At 65.4% G+C, this 17,489-nt stretch carries 12 protein-coding genes and 1 tRNA gene; 2 read left to right on the forward strand and 11 right to left on the reverse strand.

Going from position 1 to position 17,489, the window contains the following annotated elements; genetic code table 11:
• Positions 1-101 precede the first annotated feature (101 nt).
• The 4 genes from I6F20_RS06110 to I6F20_RS06125 form a co-directional block, all read right to left on the reverse strand.
• The gene (locus I6F20_RS06110; protein WP_225125446.1) at positions 102-1,343 is read right to left on the reverse strand and encodes an acetamidase/formamidase family protein; all 1,242 of its coding nucleotides are present in this window, start codon (positions 1,341-1,343) and stop codon (positions 102-104) included.
• A 43-nt stretch (positions 1,344-1,386) separates the two neighbouring features.
• Positions 1,387-3,009, reverse strand: a complete 1,623-nt coding sequence (locus I6F20_RS06115) for an amino acid ABC transporter permease/ATP-binding protein (protein ID WP_225125447.1) — start codon at positions 3,007-3,009, stop codon at positions 1,387-1,389.
• 182 nt (positions 3,010-3,191) lie between these two features.
• Positions 3,192-4,076: an ABC transporter substrate-binding protein gene (locus tag I6F20_RS06120; RefSeq protein WP_518513046.1), complete on the reverse strand. Its 885-nt coding sequence runs from the start codon at positions 4,074-4,076 to the stop codon at positions 3,192-3,194.
• Between the two features lie 457 nt (positions 4,077-4,533).
• Positions 4,534-4,794 carry a hypothetical protein gene (locus I6F20_RS06125; RefSeq protein WP_025036239.1) on the reverse strand — a complete coding sequence of 87 codons (261 nt, stop codon included), beginning with the start codon at positions 4,792-4,794 and terminating at the stop codon, positions 4,534-4,536.
• Between the two features lie 265 nt (positions 4,795-5,059).
• Between I6F20_RS06125 and I6F20_RS06130 the strand changes: the two genes are divergently transcribed.
• Positions 5,060-5,269: a hypothetical protein gene (locus I6F20_RS06130; RefSeq protein WP_225125451.1), complete on the forward strand. Its 210-nt coding sequence runs from the start codon at positions 5,060-5,062 to the stop codon at positions 5,267-5,269.
• A 79-nt stretch (positions 5,270-5,348) separates the two neighbouring features.
• On the opposite strand, the gene I6F20_RS06135 is transcribed toward I6F20_RS06130, so the two are convergent.
• The 7 genes from I6F20_RS06135 to I6F20_RS06165 form a co-directional block, all read right to left on the reverse strand.
• Positions 5,349-5,492: a hypothetical protein gene (locus I6F20_RS06135; RefSeq protein WP_225125453.1), complete on the reverse strand. Its 144-nt coding sequence runs from the start codon at positions 5,490-5,492 to the stop codon at positions 5,349-5,351.
• A 174-nt stretch (positions 5,493-5,666) separates the two neighbouring features.
• Positions 5,667-5,740, reverse strand: a tRNA-Cys gene (locus I6F20_RS06140).
• Between the two features lie 84 nt (positions 5,741-5,824).
• Complete coding sequence (locus I6F20_RS06145; protein ID WP_035999526.1) at positions 5,825-6,565, reverse strand: tRNA-uridine aminocarboxypropyltransferase; 741 nt, start codon at positions 6,563-6,565, stop codon at positions 5,825-5,827.
• 36 nt (positions 6,566-6,601) lie between these two features.
• Entirely contained in the window at positions 6,602-9,703 is a 3,102-nt protein-coding gene (locus I6F20_RS06150) for an efflux RND transporter permease subunit (protein WP_225125454.1), read from the reverse strand.
• Entirely contained in the window at positions 9,703-12,852 is a 3,150-nt protein-coding gene (locus tag I6F20_RS06155) for an efflux RND transporter permease subunit (protein WP_225125456.1), read from the reverse strand. Before I6F20_RS06155 ends, I6F20_RS06150 begins: the two co-directional genes overlap by 1 nt.
• Positions 12,853-12,889: 37 nt before the next feature.
• A complete protein-coding gene (locus I6F20_RS06160; RefSeq protein ID WP_035999538.1) occupies positions 12,890-14,293 on the reverse strand; it encodes an efflux RND transporter periplasmic adaptor subunit in 1,404 nt (467 codons plus the stop codon).
• Positions 14,283-15,767, reverse strand: coding sequence for an efflux transporter outer membrane subunit (locus I6F20_RS06165; RefSeq protein ID WP_225125458.1), 1,485 nt, complete (start codon positions 15,765-15,767; stop codon positions 14,283-14,285). Before I6F20_RS06165 ends, I6F20_RS06160 begins: the two co-directional genes overlap by 11 nt.
• A gap of 640 nt (positions 15,768-16,407) precedes the next feature.
• On the opposite strand from I6F20_RS06165, the gene I6F20_RS06170 reads away from it, so the two are divergent.
• A complete protein-coding gene (locus tag I6F20_RS06170; protein WP_035999544.1) occupies positions 16,408-17,442 on the forward strand; it encodes a cysteine synthase A in 1,035 nt (344 codons plus the stop codon).
• Positions 17,443-17,489 lie beyond the last annotated feature (47 nt).

A 17,489-nucleotide genomic window follows, 5' to 3' on the forward strand; every position in this document is an offset into this window, starting at 1 on the left:
CCTCTGTGCCAGACGCACGCGGTCATCCGTCGCCGCGACGGCCCGCAAATGGTCTCCGCTTGTCACCTGCTCATCCTGAAAACCGGCTGCGTCTCAATGCATTAGTCGCACCGAAACATGTTCTTTCTGATCGTGCCGTGGACGCCCCAATTGGCATCGACCACCTGGGTGACGCCGAAATCGGCGCCGACCGACATCAGCGAGATCGCCTCGTCCTCGCTGAGGCCATGCACCGTCATCAGAAACCGGCGGAGTTTTCTGAACGCATCGCGCATCGCACGGTCGAGACTGGAGTGATTGGCAATCTCGGTTTGCGCATCAGCGCCGAGCGCGGCCAGATAATTCGGATAGGTGAAGCCGTAGAACGACCAGGCAAGGTCGGTCTCGAGCATGGGATGGTCGAGGCCTTCGAGGCTGGTGCCGCCGAGGTCGGCCTTCTTGTGCAGGATGAATTCGAAATCGCCGGTCAGCGAGGTCTCGATTGCGGTGCCGCCGAGCTCGCTATCGCCTTGCGCGGCATGGGGATCGCCGACCGAGAAATAGGCGCCGGGGACCGCGACCGGATAGAACATCCGCGCGCCCTTGCCGATGCGCCAGTCGTCGATATTGCCGCCGGTATAGCTCGGCGGGATCGAGCTGACGAAATCGGCTTCCGATGGCGCAAGGCCCATGGTGCCGAAATGCAGCCGCGCCGGCACCTTCACACTGGGAAGGATGTTCTCGCGCTTCCTGATGGTGGCATGGTCCACGCGCACGCCCGGATAGTCGATGGTCGGGTGCACGATGCCGTCGGGGTCGGTTTGCGGCGTCCAGACGTAATTGTAGACGGCCTTCGCATAGGGCTCGCCGGAGGTGTCGAGCTCGAAGATGGTGACGACCTCGCGCGGCTTCGGCTCCTCGATCAGGTCGTGATAGTGGAAGCCCCAGTTCGCCGCGACATTGGAGCCGAAGCAGCGGCCGGCATGACAGGCACTGCAGCTCGGCCGCGGCCTAATATCGAGGATGCGCACCTCCAGAATGTCGCCGGGCTCGGCGCCTTCGATCGCGACGGGGCCGGTGAGCAAGTGCACGCCGATCCCCTCGCCCGCGCCGCGGATGAACGGGCCTTTCGTCGGGCCCGAGCCGCGGCGCGCCACCGCCTTGTGCTCGCGCGTCCACTGGAACACGCTTTCGGCACCGGGGTCGCCCTGAATCATGCGCTCGTAATCGTCGTTGGCGTGATGGGTCAGCGTCTCGATCGTGGCCCGGTCTCCCGAGCGCAGCGTCAGGGCCGGCGTGACCGTTTTGGAGAAATAGCCCCAATGGACGGTCTTCGGCGAAACCGGCAGCGTGACATGCTTCATGGCGTGACCTCTTCGGGGATCTTGCACAGGGTGGAGAGAGGGCTCATCGCACCGTCTCCGGAGCCTTGTCGGCCTCCATCACGCTGAGGAAACGCGCCGTCAGCGGATTGCGTGGATTGGAGAGCACCTCGTGCGCCGGCCCCTCCTCGACGATGGTGCCACCGCTCAGGAAAGCGACACGGTCCGCGACCTCATCGGCAAAGCGGATCTGGTGCGTCGAGATGATCATGGTGAGGCCGTCGTCAATCGCGAGGCGGCGGATCACCTCCAGCACTTCATTGACGAGCTCCGGATCCAGCGCCGAGGTCGGCTCGTCCAGCAGCAGCACGCTCGGATTGGGCGCCAGCGCGCGGGCGATGGCAACGCGCTGCTGCTGGCCGCCGGAGAGATGTCGCGGCAGCGCATCGGCACGGTGTGAGAGACCAACGCGGTCAAGCAGCTCGGCGGCGCGGCGGTCGGCGTCGATCCGGGTCATGCCGTGGACCCAGCGCAAGGGCCCGGCGATGTTCTCCTTCGCTGAGAGGTGAGCAAACAGGTTGAAATGCTGGAACACCATGCCGACGCCGACACTGGCCCGCTCGTTGGCGATGGCGCGCGGCGACAATGGCTTGCCATTCTCGCCGAAGCCGAGCCGCCGGCCGCCGACGCGCACCGTGCCGGCGTCCCAGTTCTCCAGATGGTTGATGCAGCGAAGCAGCGTGCTCTTGCCGGAGCCGCTGGGACCGAGCAACGCCACCACCTCGCCCACACGCACGGTCAAGTCGAGGCCGTTGAGCACCTTTTGCCCGCCGTAGCTCTTGGTGAGGTCCTTGGTCTCGACCGCGATATTGTTGCGCGCGATCGTCGCCGCGCGACGGGCGCGCTCCTCACGGGTCAAGGCCAGCGGCGGCGTATCGCCGGGCGCTGGCTGTGCAGGCTCCGGATCAGCGGCGGTCACGGCGGCAAGCTCGAACTTGGTGCCGAGGTCGACGCGGCGCCACGGCAGATAATCGGCGAGCTTGCGTTCGCGGCGTGTGGTTCGGTCGAGGTCGAGCCACCATTCGACGAGGAGCTGGATGACACTGATGGCCGTGGTCAGAACGAGATAGAGCAGCCCCGAGGCAAAGAAGATCGAAAAGAAGTCGAAGGTCGAAGATGCCAGCTGGGTCGAGCGCAAGGTCAGCTCCTGCACCGCGATAACAGACGCGAGCGAGGAGTTCTTCAACGCGCTCACCGCCTCATTGCCGAAGGCCGGAATCATCGTGCGGATCGCCTGTGGGGCGATGACCCTGCGCATCAGCACCGACGGCGTCATGCCGAGCGCCTGCCCCGCCGTCACCTGGCCGCGGTCGACGCCGAGCACGCCGGCGCGCAGCATCTCCGCAATGAACGGCGCCTCGTTGCAGGCGAGCGCAAGGCCTGCCGCCAGCACGGCCGGCAGCTTGATCCCGATATGCGGCAGCGCGTCGTAGGCGAACACCATCTGGAGGATCAGCGGCGTGCCGCGAAAGATCACGGTGTAGGCCCTGGCGATCGCCGCCAGTAGCCAGAAGCGCGAGAGCTGCATGCCGGCGAGGATCAATCCAAGGATCAACCCGCCGCCGAGCCCGAGGGCGGTCACCTCGAGGGTGAGCTCGATGCCCGCGAGCAGATACGGCATGCTCAGGTAATGAAGGAACAGCGACATCAGTCGACCGTCATGAGAACGGGATCGGGTTTGGTGGAAGGCGGCGCCTCGAGGACGCGCCCCCTCTCGAAGCGAAAGCTTCGGCTGCGTCGCATCGCTCGATACCATCCGGGTGAGGGTTACGGCCCGTCACCCGGCGCTTCGCGCCGACCTCTCCCGTCGGGGAGAGGTAAACCGCGCGCTTAGTCAGCCGTGAGGATTTCCGGCTCCATGAAGTTGTTCACATCAAGCCCGTGCTTCTTCAGCAGCTCCATGTGCGTGCCTGCCTTCTGCACCTCGATCAGGGCAGCGAGCACGGCGTCACGAAATTTCGGCTTGCCCTTGGGAACAGCGATGCCGACCGAGTATGGGATCGTCACAGCGACCGCCTTCTCCAGCTTGTCCGGATAGGCTTTTACGGCGCTGTCGACGGTGTTGACGTCGTTGATGTAGGTGTCGGCGCGGCCGGCCAGAATCGCCTGAATGCAGTTGGCGTTGTTGTCGTAGAGCTGGATGGTCGGCTCCGGCTTGCCGGCCTTCTTGCACTCCGGGATCAGCGCCTGGATCAGGGGCACCTCGACATAGCCGGTATTTTCTGCAGCAGCGGCGCCGCACAGCGACAGGTTGATGCCGTTGATGCCCTTCGGGTTGCCCTTGGCGACCAGCACGCCATCGAACACCTTCGAGTAGGTGATGAAGTCGGCCGCCTTGGCGCGCTCCTTGGTGGCGTAGATGTCGGAGATCACGATGTCGGCCTGACCGGCGGCGAGCGTGGTCAGGAGCGCCGCGAACGTCACCGCCTTGTAGGTCAGCTTGAAGCCGAGACATTCGCCGATGGCTTCACCGAGATCGATGTCGAAGCCGATATACTTGCTGGGATCCTTGGGATCGATCGTCTCATAGCCCGGCGTGTGCGGGTTGATGGCATTGACGAGCGTCTTGCCCTTCCAGTCCGGATACTTTTCCTGAAGCGCGGCGCAGGCAGCGGGCGCTGCGGCCTCCGCGCTCAGCGGTGAGGCAACGACGAGACCGAAAGCAATGGCGGCGCCGAGCATGAGCTTGTACCGCGGCAATGATGCGCGCGCCATTCCCCGCCGCGCCTGGGGCCAAATCGACTTCTCCATCTCGCCAGTTCCTCCGAAATGTCATGGCGTCTGCCATGCTCCAGTGATCGGGGAGGAAGCGTGCGGGAGTGGGCGGTGAAAAGCTTGTCCGCGGGCGTACAAAAATTTGGACGGAGCGCGCCCGACATTTGGGCAAACGGTTGCCCAAAAACTGTCCGCGGACCGCGACGCAGGTGAGGGATTCCGAATTCGGGGGATTACGAAATGCTCTCGGCCGCAGCAGCGATCTGCCGGCCCGCTGAATCATTCGGTGAGCTCATTTGACGCAGATATGACGATTGGCGACCAAGATGCGATGAAGGTACGAAGCATTCACGTCCAGCATCCGCAGCAAATCCACAGCATATCCACAGGGTGCCTGTGACGGATTCGCGAGCCTCTGCGAGGGACTTGCTGCGCACAAGCCCACAAGCCGGGCCGTTTAGCCACCCGCCTGGTCGAACACGGATCGGCAGGCCTCGCTGAGGCTGGCGCGGTTGCGGCGCAGGCAGGCCGTGATGGCGCGGACGTTGGGGATCTCGCCGGCGCAGAGCCGGTAGACGTCGGGCGTACAGGCCCGCCGCTGCTCCGCCGTTCCCTGTGCATGGGCCGCAGAGGCAAACAGCGTCAGGAACAGCCCGACCGTCGAGGCGCCCCGCGCCCGGCTCTTCACGCCCGCAAACCGCAAGAACCTCGCCTTCATGACCAGTCTCCCGCTCTGCACTGCCCGCTCCGGCCTGCATTGGCCGGTACGGTGCAAAAGGGGTTACGAGAAATAAACCGCGGGGAATGTGATCTCCTTCACGCCCGCTGCGCGGCGGCGGGCACATAGGGTTGCCCCGGGGATTTTCAGGAATCGCTAACCATTCGGGTCCCGATCGCCGCATCGTTAAAATGCGAACGATCGGGTCAATCCGGAAACAAACCGGCTTTGCGACATTGCGCCGTCCGCGTTCTGCGAGGGTGTGATGAGCGAAGCCGAATTCAATTTGCTGCTGGATGCTGTCCGGGACGCCATGGTCTTTGAGGATTTCGTGCCCGTGCCGGTGGAGCAATACGTGCCCCGCTCGTGGAGCTTCGACACGACGCCCAAGGCTGCCAATAACAAGGCTGCCAATGACAACGAGGGCGCCTGGCCCCTCCTGCCCTTCCCCGACGACTGGTACGCGGCCTGCTGAGGCCACTTGAAGTGAACCGATGCGTCCGCCTTTCGGGCGGTTCGGCATGACCGAGCGCCGCGGACCGGCGCAGCCCCGATCAAGTCTTGCGTTCCTCGCCCTGCTGCGGCGCCCGGTCGGGTGCAGCCGGCGGGAAGATGCTGTCATAGATCGCGCGCGCCTCAGAAATGAGGCGGGCCCGCTCCAGCTCGGATTTCGGGACAAATCGAACGACGTCGCCCACGTGCTCTCCAGCTCCAGGGTTTGGATGCGTCTTTTCGCAGATGCGAAGTCTATGCCAGAGGACCTGAATCGCACCTTTCCGCCAAGGCCCGGGCAAACCCGGTGGCTCACTGGAGCTGCGGCTCGGCGGAACCGCCTATAAGTCCAAATTTTGCGGAAAATCAGAGACTTGTGATGGAGGCCACGACCAGAATTGAACTGGTGTACACGGTTTTGCAGACCGTTGCGTAACCACTCCGCCACGTGGCCCCGTAAGGGCGGACCAATATAGGGGATCAATGGCTTAGGCAACCCCACGGCCCGCGGGTAGCACAGCGAAATGTCCACCCGAAATCAGGCGCGCTTGCCGCGCCGGAAGTCGCGCCGGCGGCCCTTGGGCGCGGGCTTGGGTGCCAGTTCCGGCATCTCGGCCTGGACCTCGCGGTAGCGAGCCAGCATCCGCTCGAAACTGGCATGAAGCGTCTCGGCGATATCAGGGCGCCGCTCGAGGGCGGCGAGGATCGTCGCGGCGGCTTCGATGGTCGCGAGGCCGTCGCGGCGCGGCTCCTTGCGCAAGCGCCCGTAGCGAGAGGGACGTGCCGGATTGAGGATCACGCGCTGGCATTTCAGCATCCAGGGATTGCGCCACCACAGCGCCTTGGCCTGGCTCCAGGTGCCGTCGAGCAGCACCACGCCTTCGAGCTTGCCGAGGATCGCGCGCTGGTTCTCCGCGACCTCGCCCTTGCGGTTGAGCGCGACGATCTCTCCTTCGGCCTCGAGATCAGCGGCGCGTGCCGAGCCGAGATAGAGCACCGCCCAGTGCGAAGCATTCTCGACCGGCCGTCCCAGCGCCTTGGACAGGCTCGGCCAGGACAGGCCGACCCGCACCGTTGCATCGGCAAAATGCCTGGTCAGCAGCCGCGCAGTGCCGAGCGCCCTGTCCTGCTCCTGCGGATGCTGGAGGATCAGCAGCGAGAGCCGGTTCTCGATCGGCGTGACGCTGTCGCAAATGCAGAGCGGCATCGGCTTCTGGCAATGCGGGCATTCGGGGATCGGCTCGGCCGGCGCGGCGGCGGTCTCAGGCGGCTTGGACATGGGGCCGCTATACGCTTGGAGCGGCTGCTCAACAACCTATTCCGCCGGTGCAGCCAGCGGACGCGGTTCGGAGCGACGACGCAGGCGGTCGATCAGGAGGTAGATTACGGGCGTCGTGTACAGCGTCAGGATCTGCGAGACGAACAGGCCGCCGATGATGGTGATGCCGAGCGGCCGGCGCAGCTCCGTGCCGGGGCCGGTCGCGATCACCAGCGGAATGCCGGCAAACAGCGCCGCCATGGTCGTCATCAGGATCGGGCGGAAGCGCGCCTGGCAGGCCTCGAAGATCGCCTCGGCCGAGGACAGGCCGCGTTGGCGCTCGGCATCGAGCGCGAAGTCCACCATCATGATGCCGTTCTTCTTGACGATGCCGATCAAGAGGATGATGCCGACGAAGGCGATCACCGTCAGCGGCGTGTTGGTGAGCTGCAAGGCGAGCAGCGCACCCAAGCCGGCCGATGGCAGTGTCGAGATGATCGTGAGCGGATGGGCGAGGCTCTCATAGAGCACCCCGAGCACGATATACATCGCGACCAGCGCGCCGAGGATCAGGAGCGGCTGGCGACCGCTGGTCCTGGCGAAATCGCCGGCATTGCCGTCGAAGCTGCCGCGAATGCCTTCGGGCATGTGCAACTCGTCGACCGCGCGCTGGATGTTCTGGGTCGCCGCCTGAAGCGGCACGTCCGGCATCAGGTTGAAGGACACCGTGGTCGATGGGAACGACTGCGAATGATAGACGGCGAGCGCAGCGAGCCCGCGCGTCGCGCGCACCACGGCCGACAGCGGCACCTGCGCATCACCCGCGCCGGCGACGTAGATGCGATCGAGATTGCTGGGATCGACCTGGAACTTCGGATCGATCTCCAGCACGGTCATGTACTGGTTGCGCTGGGTGTAGATGATCGAGATCTGCCGCTGTGCGAAAGCGTTGTTGAGCGCGTTGTCGATGTCCTGGACCTTGACGCCGAGCGCGGACGCCTTCTGGCGGTCGATGGCGAGCGTCAGCTGCAGCCCGCCAGGATCGCGATCGCTGGAGATGTCGGTGATGCCCTCCACGCTCTCCAGGCGCTTGGCCACGATCGGCGCCCATTTCTGCAACAGGCCGAGATCGGTGCTGGTGAGCGTATATTGGTAGTCGGAATCGCTCTGACGCCCGCCGGCCCGCACGTCCTGGGCAGCGAACATGAAGAGGCGGATGCCGGGCACGGGATATAGCGCGCGCCTGAGCCGTTCGATCACGACCTCAGTCGACACGTGGCCACGTTCCTCCGGCGGCTTCAGGCTGATGAACATGGTGCCGCGGTTCGAGGTCGCCGGACCCGGGCCCCCGCTGCCGACCGTCGAGCCGATGCCGGCCACGGCGGGATCCTTCATCACGATCTCGGCGAGCCGCTGCTGCAGGCCGAGCATCGACTGGAACGAGGTGTCCGCCGAGGCGCGCGTCGCGCCGATGATGAAGCCGGAATCGTCCGTGGGGAAGTAGCCTTTGGGGACCTTGATGTAGAGCGTCACCGTGAGCGCGATGGTGGCGAAGAACACCAGCAGCGTCAGCAGCGGGAATTCCAGCACGGTGCGCAGGGTGCGGGCGTAGAACACGATGGTGCGCGACAGCGCGCCTTCGATGATGCGGTCGAACAGCGTTGCCGTGCCGGAGGTGGCCTGCCGGATGTAATGGGCGCAGATCATCGGCGTGACCGTCAGCGACACCAGCGTCGAGACCAGGACGGCGAAGGTCAGCGTCAGTGAAAATTCGCGCAGGAGCCGACCGACGACGCCGTCCATGAAGATCAGCGGCGTGAAGGCCGCGATCAGCGACAGGCTGATCGAGACCACAGTGAAGCCGATCTGCTTGGCGCCCTCCTGCGCCGCCCGGAACGGCCGCATGCCTTGCTCGAGGTTGCGGAACATGTTCTCGATCATGACGATGGCGTCGTCGACGACGAAGCCGACGGAGATGGCGAGCGCCATCAGCGACAGGTTGTCGATGGAGAAGCCCGCGACCCACATGCCGGCGCAAGTGCCGGCGAGTGCCAGCGGCACCGAGATGCCGGCCGCGATGGTCGGCGTCAGCCGCTGCAGGAACACGAACACGACGACCATCACCAGGACGGACGTTGCCAGCAGCGTCCATTGCATGTCCAGCACGCTGGCGCGGATCGTGCCGGTCCGATCGACCAGGGTGGAGATCTCGACCCCGGCCGGAATCCACTGCTTCAGCTCGGGGATCAGCGCCTTGACCCGGTCGACGGTGTCGATGACGTTGGCATCGCCCTGCTTGGTGATCTGGATCAGAACCGCCGGTTGCCTGTTGAACCAGGCGATCGAGCGGACGTTGCGGACGGAATCCTCGATGTCGGCGACGTCCGACAGCCGCACGAAATTATTGCCCGAGCTCTTGATGACGATGTCGCGGAACTCCTTCGCCGTGCGCATCTGCTTGTTCAGCGACAGCGTCTCGCTCTGGCGCTCGCCTTCGAAGATGCCGACGGGGCCGAGCGCGTTGGCGGCGATGATCGCGGTTCGCACGTCGTCAGTGGCGATTCCAGCATTGGACAGCGCAACCGGGTTGAGCTGCACGCGCACGGCCGGCTGGTCGGCGCCGGAGATCGACACGTTGCCGACGCCCGGCACCTGCGAGATGCGTTGCGCCAACACGCTATCCGCGACGTCGTAGATCGCCGACGGAGAGATCGTCTTGGAGGTCAACGCCAGCACGAAGATGGGTGCGCCGGCCGTGTTCGCCTTGCGGAAACGCGGCAGCGTGGGCAGGTCGCTCGGCAGGTCGACCATCGCGGCGTTGATGGCCGCCTGCACGTCGCGCGCGGCCTTGTCGATGTTGCGGCCGATGTCGAACTGAAGCTGGATGCTGGTCGTGCCGAGGCTCGAGGTCGAGGTGATCTGGTTGATGCCGGCGATCTCTCCCAACCGCCGCTCAAGTGGCGACGCCACCGTCGCCGCCATCACGGACGGATCGGCGCCGGGCCGGCTGGCGGAGACGAAGATGGCGGGAAAGTCGACGTTCGGGACCGAGGCGACCGGCAGGAACCGGTAGGCGACCACACCCAGCAGGAACAGCCCGATCGACAGCAGCGTGGTCGCGACCGGGCGGCGGATGAAGGGCTCCGAGATCGATGCCATCACTGCATCCCCTCGGTCGCGCCGGCGACCGGCGGGCCGCCGGATCCAGCCGGCGGCAGTGCCTGCTCGAACCGGCGGTTGATGCGGTCGAGCGCCAGGTAGATCACGGGCGTCGTGTAAAGTGTCAGGAGCTGGCTGAGCAGCAGGCCGCCGATGATGGAGATGCCGAGCGGAAAGCGCAGCTCGGCGCCGGTGCCGCTTTCGATCGCGAGCGGCAGCGCCCCGAACAGCGCCGCCAGCGTCGTCATCATGATCGGACGGAAGCGCAACAGACAGGCCTGCACGATGGCTTCACTGGGCGACATGCCCCGCCCGCGCTCGGCCTCGAGCGCAAAGTCGATCATCATGATCGCGTTTTTCTTGACGATGCCCATCAAGAGGATGATGCCAATCAGGCCGATCACCGAGAGATCCTGTCCGCACAGCATCAGTGCCAGGATGGCGCCGACGCCGGCCGAGGGCAGCGTCGACAGGATCGTGATCGGATGGATATAGCTCTCGTAGAGCACCCCTAACACGATGTAGATCGTGATGACGGCGGCGAGCAGCAGCCAGGGCTGGCCGGCGAGTGCCTTGGCGAATTCGGCGGCATCGCCGGCATAGACGCCGACGATGCTGCCTGGCATGCCGATGCGGGTCTCGATCACCTTCACGGCTTCGACGGCATCGCCGAGCGCCGCGCCCGGCGCCAGGTTGAAGCTGAGCGACACCGACGGGAATTGCGCCTGATGCGAGATCGCGAGCGGCGCCGTGGTCCGCTTCAGCGTCGCCACGGCCGACAGCGGCACCTGGGCATTGGGCGCGCCCGCGGTGGCGCTCGCGGCACCCGGCAGATAGAGCTTCGACAGGATCGAGGGATCGCGCTGATACATCGGCAGCGCCTCCAGCACCACCCGATACTGGTTGGCCTGACCGTAGATGGTCGAGATCTGCCGCTGCGCGAAGGCGTCGTTCAGCGTGTCGGTGATTGCTTGCAGGCTCACGCCGAGCTGGCCGGCGCGCGTGCGGTCGACATCGAGCTGCGCCCGCAGGCCGCCCTCCTGCGCCTCGGAGGAGACGTCCCGGAACAAGGGATCGCGCCGCATCTCCGCAACCAGCTTGCGCGCCCATTCCGAGACCAGCGTCGCATCGGTGCCGGTCAGCGTGTACTGGTATTGCGAGCGGCTCGACTGGGTCGAGATCTGCACGTCCTGCACCGGCTGGAAATAGACGGTCATGCCGGGGATGCCGGAGACCCGCTCCTTCAACCGGGTCACGACCACGCTGACATCGTCGCGGCGCTCGCCGCGCGGCCGCAAGCTCATGACGAGGCGGCCGACATTGGTGGTCGGGTTGACGGAGCCCGCACCGATCACCGAGACGACGCCGACCACATCAGGGTCGGCCCTGATGGCCTCGGCCGCCTCGGCCTGCCGCCTCTTCATTTCCGCAAACGACACGTCGGGCCCCGCCTCCGTCACCGCCGTGATCGAAGCGGTGTCCTGCAGCGGCAGGAAGCCCTTGGGCGCGACGACATAGAGCACCAGCGTCGCGATCAGCGTAACGAAGGTCACGACCAGCGTGGCGCGCTGGCGCTCCAGCACCCACAACAGCGACCTGTGATAGGCATCGACCGTGCGGTCGATAAAGCGGCTGATCGCGGCCAGTCCCGGCACGGTCAGCTCCTCGTGCGCGTGCTTGAGCAGCCGCGAGCACATCATCGGCGTCAGCGTCAGCGAGACCACCGCCGAGGTTACGACCGCAATCGTCAAGGTCAGCGCGAATTCGCGGAACATGCGCCCGACCAGGCCCGACATGAACAGGAGCGGGATGAAGACCGCAATCAGCGACACCGTCAGCGAGATCACGGTGAAGCCGATCTCGCTGGCGCCCTTGCGCGAGGCTTCCATCGCGCCGTCGCCATTCTCCATGTGGCGCACGATGTTCTCGATCATCACGATGGCATCGTCGACAACGAATCCGGTGCCGATCGTGAGCGCCATCAGCGACAGATTGTCGAGGCTGAAGCCGGCAAAATACATGATGCCGAAGCTCGTGATCAGCGACAACGGCAGCGCCACGCCGGCGATCACGGTCGCGCGCAACGAACGCAGGAACAGCAGCACGACCAGCGTCACCAGCACGACGGCAAGGACCAGAGTGAATTGTACGTCGCGCACCGAGGCGCGGATGGTGACGGTGCGATCGGAGACGATGGTGAGATTCACGCCGGCCGGGATCGCGCGCTGCAGTTTCGGGATCTCGGCGCGGATCTGGCTGACGACGTCGATGACGTTGGCGCCGGGCTGGCGCTGGATGTCGAGGATGACCGCCGGCGTGCCCTGGTACCAGCCGCCGGTGCGGTCGTTCTCGAGGCCGTCGACGATCTGGGCGACGTCGGCAATGGTCACCGGCGAGCCGTTGCGATAGGCGATGATGACGGGCTTGTAGGCTTCAGCCGCCGCGATCTGGTCGTTGGCGGCGATGATGTAGGATTGCTGCGCGCCGTCGAGCGAGCCTTTCGGCCCCGAGACATTGGCATTGGCGATCGCGGTGCGCAGATCTTCCATCGCGATGCCGTAGGCTGCAAGGCGCGCCAGATCGGCCTGGATGCGCACGGCCGGCTTCAACCCGCCCAGCACGGACACGCGCCCGACGCCGGAGATCTGGCTCAAACGTTGCGCCAGAATGGTGTCGGCGATGTCGCTCATCACCCGCAGCGAGATCGTGTCCGAGCGCAGCGCCAGCGTCATCACCGGCGCATCCGCCGGGTTCACCTTGGCGTAGGTCGGCGGGTAAGGCAGCGTCCTCGGCAGCACGCCCGCGGCGGCATTGATCGCGGCCTGCACGTCCTGCGTCGCCCCGTCGATGTCGCGGTTGAGCTCGAACTGCAGCGAGATCTGGCTGACGCCGAACGAGCTCGTCGAGTTCATCGCCGAGAGCGACGGGATCTGCCCGAGCTGCCGCTCCAGCGGCGCGGTGATCAGCGAGGCGATCACGTCCGGACTCGCGCCCGGCAGCTGCGTCGTCACCTGCACGGTCGGGAAATCGACCTGCGGCAGCGCCGAGACCGGGAGTGCGAAATAGCCGAGCAGCCCGCCGATCAGAAGCGCGATGCCGAGCAGCGAGGTCGCGATCGGCCGGCGGATGAAGGGTTCGGAGACACCCATGGGTTATGCCTGCCGCTTCAAGCGGCTGTTGTCGGGATCATGGCTGCTTGGCTCCACTTTCCGATGCCCCCGGCCCCGGCGCCGGTCCCGTCTGCCCCTTCTGGTCGCCTTCACTGCTCTTGCGCTTGGCGCGCAACTCGCCGTCCTTGGCTTGGCCGTCCTTCTGCCCGTCCTTCTGGCCTTCGTTGGCACCATCCTTCTTCTGGGCGTCCGGTGCGCGCGAGCGCTTGCGTGGGGCAAGATCGGCCGACGGAGTCTGGTCGTCGCGGCCGACGATCACCTTGGAGCCGTCGGACAGATTTGCGAAGCCCGTGGTGACCACCCTCTCGCTCGCCGACAGGCCGCTGGCGATCACGGCGTCATGCTCGTTCTGCTGGGTCACCGTCACGGGCTTGGCCGAGACGATGTTGTCCGCGCCGATGACGTAGCTGAAAGTGCCGATCGGGCCGCGCTGCACCGCCGAGGTCGGCACCACCAGCGCCTGCGTCAAGGTCTCGACCTTGAGGCGGACATTGACGAACTGGCCCGGCCAGAGCTGGTAATTGGCATTGGGGAATTCGGCCTTGAGCTTGAGCGTGCCGGTGGTCTGGTCGACCTGGTTGTCGATGCCGGTGAGCTTGCCGGTATCGATCACCGTGATGCCGTCATTGCCGAACACGTCGACCGCGAGCGGCCCCTTCGCTGCCGCCGCGTTGACGCGCATGATCTGCTGTTGCGGCAGGCTGAACCACACCGCGATCGGCTGCAATTGCGTGATCACCACGAGGCCCGTGGTGTCGGAGGCATGGATGATGTTGCCCTGGTCGACCAGGCGCAGGCCAACGCGGCCCGAGATCGGCGCCACGATCTTGGTGTAGCTCAGCGTCGCCGCCGCGTTGTCGATCGCAGCCTGGTCGGCCTTGACCAGCGCCTCGGTCTGCGCGACCAGCGCACGCTGGGTGTCGGCCTGCTGCTTGGAGCCGGCGTTGGAGGCCGCGAGCTGCTCGTAGCGCGCGAGGTCGATGCGTTGGTTGGCGAGCTGGGCCTGATCCTGCGCCTTCTTGGCAACCGCCTGGTCGTACTGAGCCTGATAGATCGCCGGATCGATTTCGCCGAGCACGTCGCCCTTCTTGACGTCCTGGCCTTCCGTGAAGTTGACCGCGATCAGCTTGCCGTCGACCTGCGAGCGCACGGTTACGGTGTTGAGCGCGCGGATCGCGCCGACGCCGTCGAGATAAACCGGCACGTCCTGGATGCGCGGGCTCGCCGCCAGCACCGGCACCGGTAGATCGGGGCGCTGATTGCGGTTGTTCGCCTGCTGCTGCTGCATTGCAATCCAGCCGACGTAACCAAGGCCGCCAAGGATCGCGAGCGTGATCAGGGTCATGACGAAGCTGCGGCCGCGCGATCGCTTCGCTGTCCCCTCTCGCGCGCCTTGCTTGGTGTCAGGCTTAAAGAGCATTGACCGGTTTCTCCATTCGCGGCTCCCAGCCTCCGCCGAGCGCCTGGTACAGGCTGACGATGGCCAGAAGCCGTGCGAGTTGGGCCTGCCACAACGCGTCTTCCGCCTGGAACAGGGTCAGTTGGGTGTTGAGCACTGTGACGATGTCGGCGGTGCCGGCACGCAATTGCTGCTCGGAAAGATCGAAGGCGCGACGCGAGGCGGCGACGACGTCGCGCTGCAATTGCAGCCTGATCGTGGTCTGCTTGATCGAGAACAGCGCGTTGTCGACGTCGGCAAAGGCCTGGATGATGGTCTTGCGATAGGTTTGCAGCAGCTCGTCCTGCCGCGCCTTGGCCAACTCGAAATTGCCGAGGATCCTGCCGCCGTCGAAGATCGGCTGTGTCGCGCTGCCGACGAGCTGGAAGAAGGCCGCATGCGGCTGGAACAGCGAGACCAGCGCCGAGCTCTGGTAGCCGCCATTGCCGGTGAGCTGGATGGTCGGAAAGAATTGTGCCCGGGCATTGCCGATGTTGGCGGTGGCCGAGGCGAGCTGCGCCTCCTGTCGGCGGATGTCCGGCCGCTGCGTCAGCAACTCCGACGGCAGGCCGGGCGTCACGCGCGGGATCGCGATCCGGTCCAGAGAGCCGCCGTGCACGCGCACGCTCTCCGGCGGCCGCGACACCAGCACGGCGAGCGCGTTGACGTTCTGGTCCAGCGTCTGGCGCAACGGCGGCACCAGCGCCTTCTGGTTCGCCAGTACGCTCTCCTGCTGGGCGACGTCGAGATCGGTGCCGGTGCCGGCCCTGCGGCGCTCCCTCACCGCATCGAGGATGCGCTGCGCGCTTGCGATGTTGCGCTGTGAGGTCCTGATGCGGTCCTGCGAGGCCAGCACCTGGAAATAGGCGTTGGCGACGGCGGCGAGCGTGGTCAGCGCGACCGTGTCGCGATCGAAACGGTTGGCGTTCGCCGTCTCCTCTGCCGATTGCAGCGCGTCGCGGTTCTGGCCCCAGAAATCGAGCTGATAGCTCGCGCTCAGCGAGGCCGAATAATTGACGACCTCGCGTCCGCCGATGGACAGTCCCGAAGCGCTCGAGCCCGATGTGCGCGAATAGGTTTCGGATCCGCCTGTCGAGACACTCGGCAGCAGCGCCGCGCCGGCCTGCCGCGCCTGGGCGTCGGCCTGGACGATGCGCGCCACGGCCGCGGCGATGTCGAGATTGACGGTCTGCGCCTCCTCCATCAGCTGCGTCAGCTCCGCAGAGCGGAAGCCGCGCCACCAATCCAGCGACGGCGGCGCGTCGCCCTTCCCGGCATATTTGTAATGCGTGGGAACGTCGAGCGCGGGATCGGGAAGATCCTGGGTCAGCACGCAAGCCCCCGAAGCCGCGGCGAGGCACAGCACCGCAGTCCATCGCGCCGCGCGCAGCGTTCGGAGTGCAGAACCGCGAGACCGCCGCGAGGCGACCACTGGAACTTGCTGTGTCACATCCACCCCCCGCCGGGCAGATCAAGCCGCCGCAACGCTGCCGGATTAACCGATTCGCGGCAGGGTGGTCGGGAGGCTTTGGACGACGCGCTCACAGTGATGATGCTTTCTGCGGAACCTGAGCTTCATACTAGCCGGGCGCGGAACGGCGGGACAGTGCCGCAATTGCGAGATGCCCGTGCCAACGAGGCGGGAGCGAACTGACAAGAATGCGAAAAGCGGCTGTCTCGCAGAGACTTTCTTCATTGCGAAACATTGGGAAAACGTAAGCAAGCTTACCAAGATTTCATGTGATATCGCGGCCACACCCGTTGCTGCAGGGTTCGCTTCGCCTCTCTCGCTGCGGCGGCTGAGGTTCTTACCACCGAGGGACAACCGCATTTCTAGATAATCCCCCGCGAACAGGACACGCGCCCTGTCGCGACCCGTTTCGCCCGTGGCAAGAATTGGTCGCAACAACGTTGATCGGGAGCGCAATCGTTTCGTGCACGGGCCGGGGTTGGGCCATTTCCTACTGCAGGCATATCACTGTTTCCGCGGGCGTTTCGGTCGGGTTCGCCGCAGCGCAAAAGCCTTCCCCTTTGGCCTCCCAAGCACTAGGTTCGGGCCAAAGCCGATCAACCCCTTGGTAGTGATTTTCCCCGACATGACCATTCGCAACGACGTTGTCGAAGCCATCGGCAACACCCCCCTGATCAAGCTCAAGCAGGCTTCGGAATTGACCGGCTGCACCATCCTGGGCAAGGCCGAGTTCATGAATCCCGGTCAGTCGGTGAAGGACCGCGCCGGGAAATGGATGATCCTGGAGGCCGAGAAGCGCGGCGAGCTGAAGCCCGGCGGGCTGGTGGTGGAAGCGACCGCCGGCAATACCGGCATCGGCCTTGCCGTGGTTGCGAGCGCGCGCGGCTACCGCACCCTGATCGTGATCCCGGAGACGCAGAGCCAGGAGAAGAAGGATTTCCTGAAGCTTTGCGGTGCCGAGCTGATCGAGGTGCCGGCCCTTCCCTACGCCAACCCCAACAACTACCAGCATGTTGGCCGGCGGCTCGCCGACGAGCTGCGCAAGACCGAGCCCAATGGCGTGCTGTTCGCCGACCAATGGAACAACCTGGACAACGCCAAGGCGCATTACGAATCCACGGGGCCTGAGATCTGGGAGCAGACCGGCGGCAAGGTCGACGGCTTCGTCTGCTCGGTCGGCAGCGGCGGCACGCTCGCCGGCGTCAGCCGCTATCTGAAGGAGAAGAACAAGAACATCCGCATCGCCTGCGCCGATCCGCACGGTGCCGGCATGTACGAATATTTCAGGACCGGCGATCCCAAGGCGACGCCGGGCGGCTCGATCACGGAGGGCATCGGCCTCAACCGCGCCACCGCGATCGTCGAGACTGCCAAGGTCGACGATGCCTATCTCATTCCCGACACCGACGCCGTCAGTGCGATCTACGAACTGCTCCAGCATGAAGGTCTCTGCCTCGGCGGCTCGACGGGCATCAATGTCGTCGGCGCGATGCGGCTTGCGAAGCAGCTCGGGCCCGGCAAGACGATCGTCACCGTGCTGTGCGATTCCGGCAGCCGCTATCTGTCGAAGCTGTTCAACGCCGACTTCATGCGCGCCAAGAACCTGCCGGTGCCGGAATGGCTGGAGAAGCGCAGCAACATCAAGCCGCCCTTCGTCTGATCGTCACGCGCATCCTCGGGCCGAAGGCGCAGATCCACAAAATCTGC

This window comes from Bradyrhizobium sp. IC3123 (genome assembly GCF_020193625.1).
GTDB classification, from domain to species: domain Bacteria; phylum Pseudomonadota; class Alphaproteobacteria; order Rhizobiales; family Xanthobacteraceae; genus Bradyrhizobium; species Bradyrhizobium yuanmingense.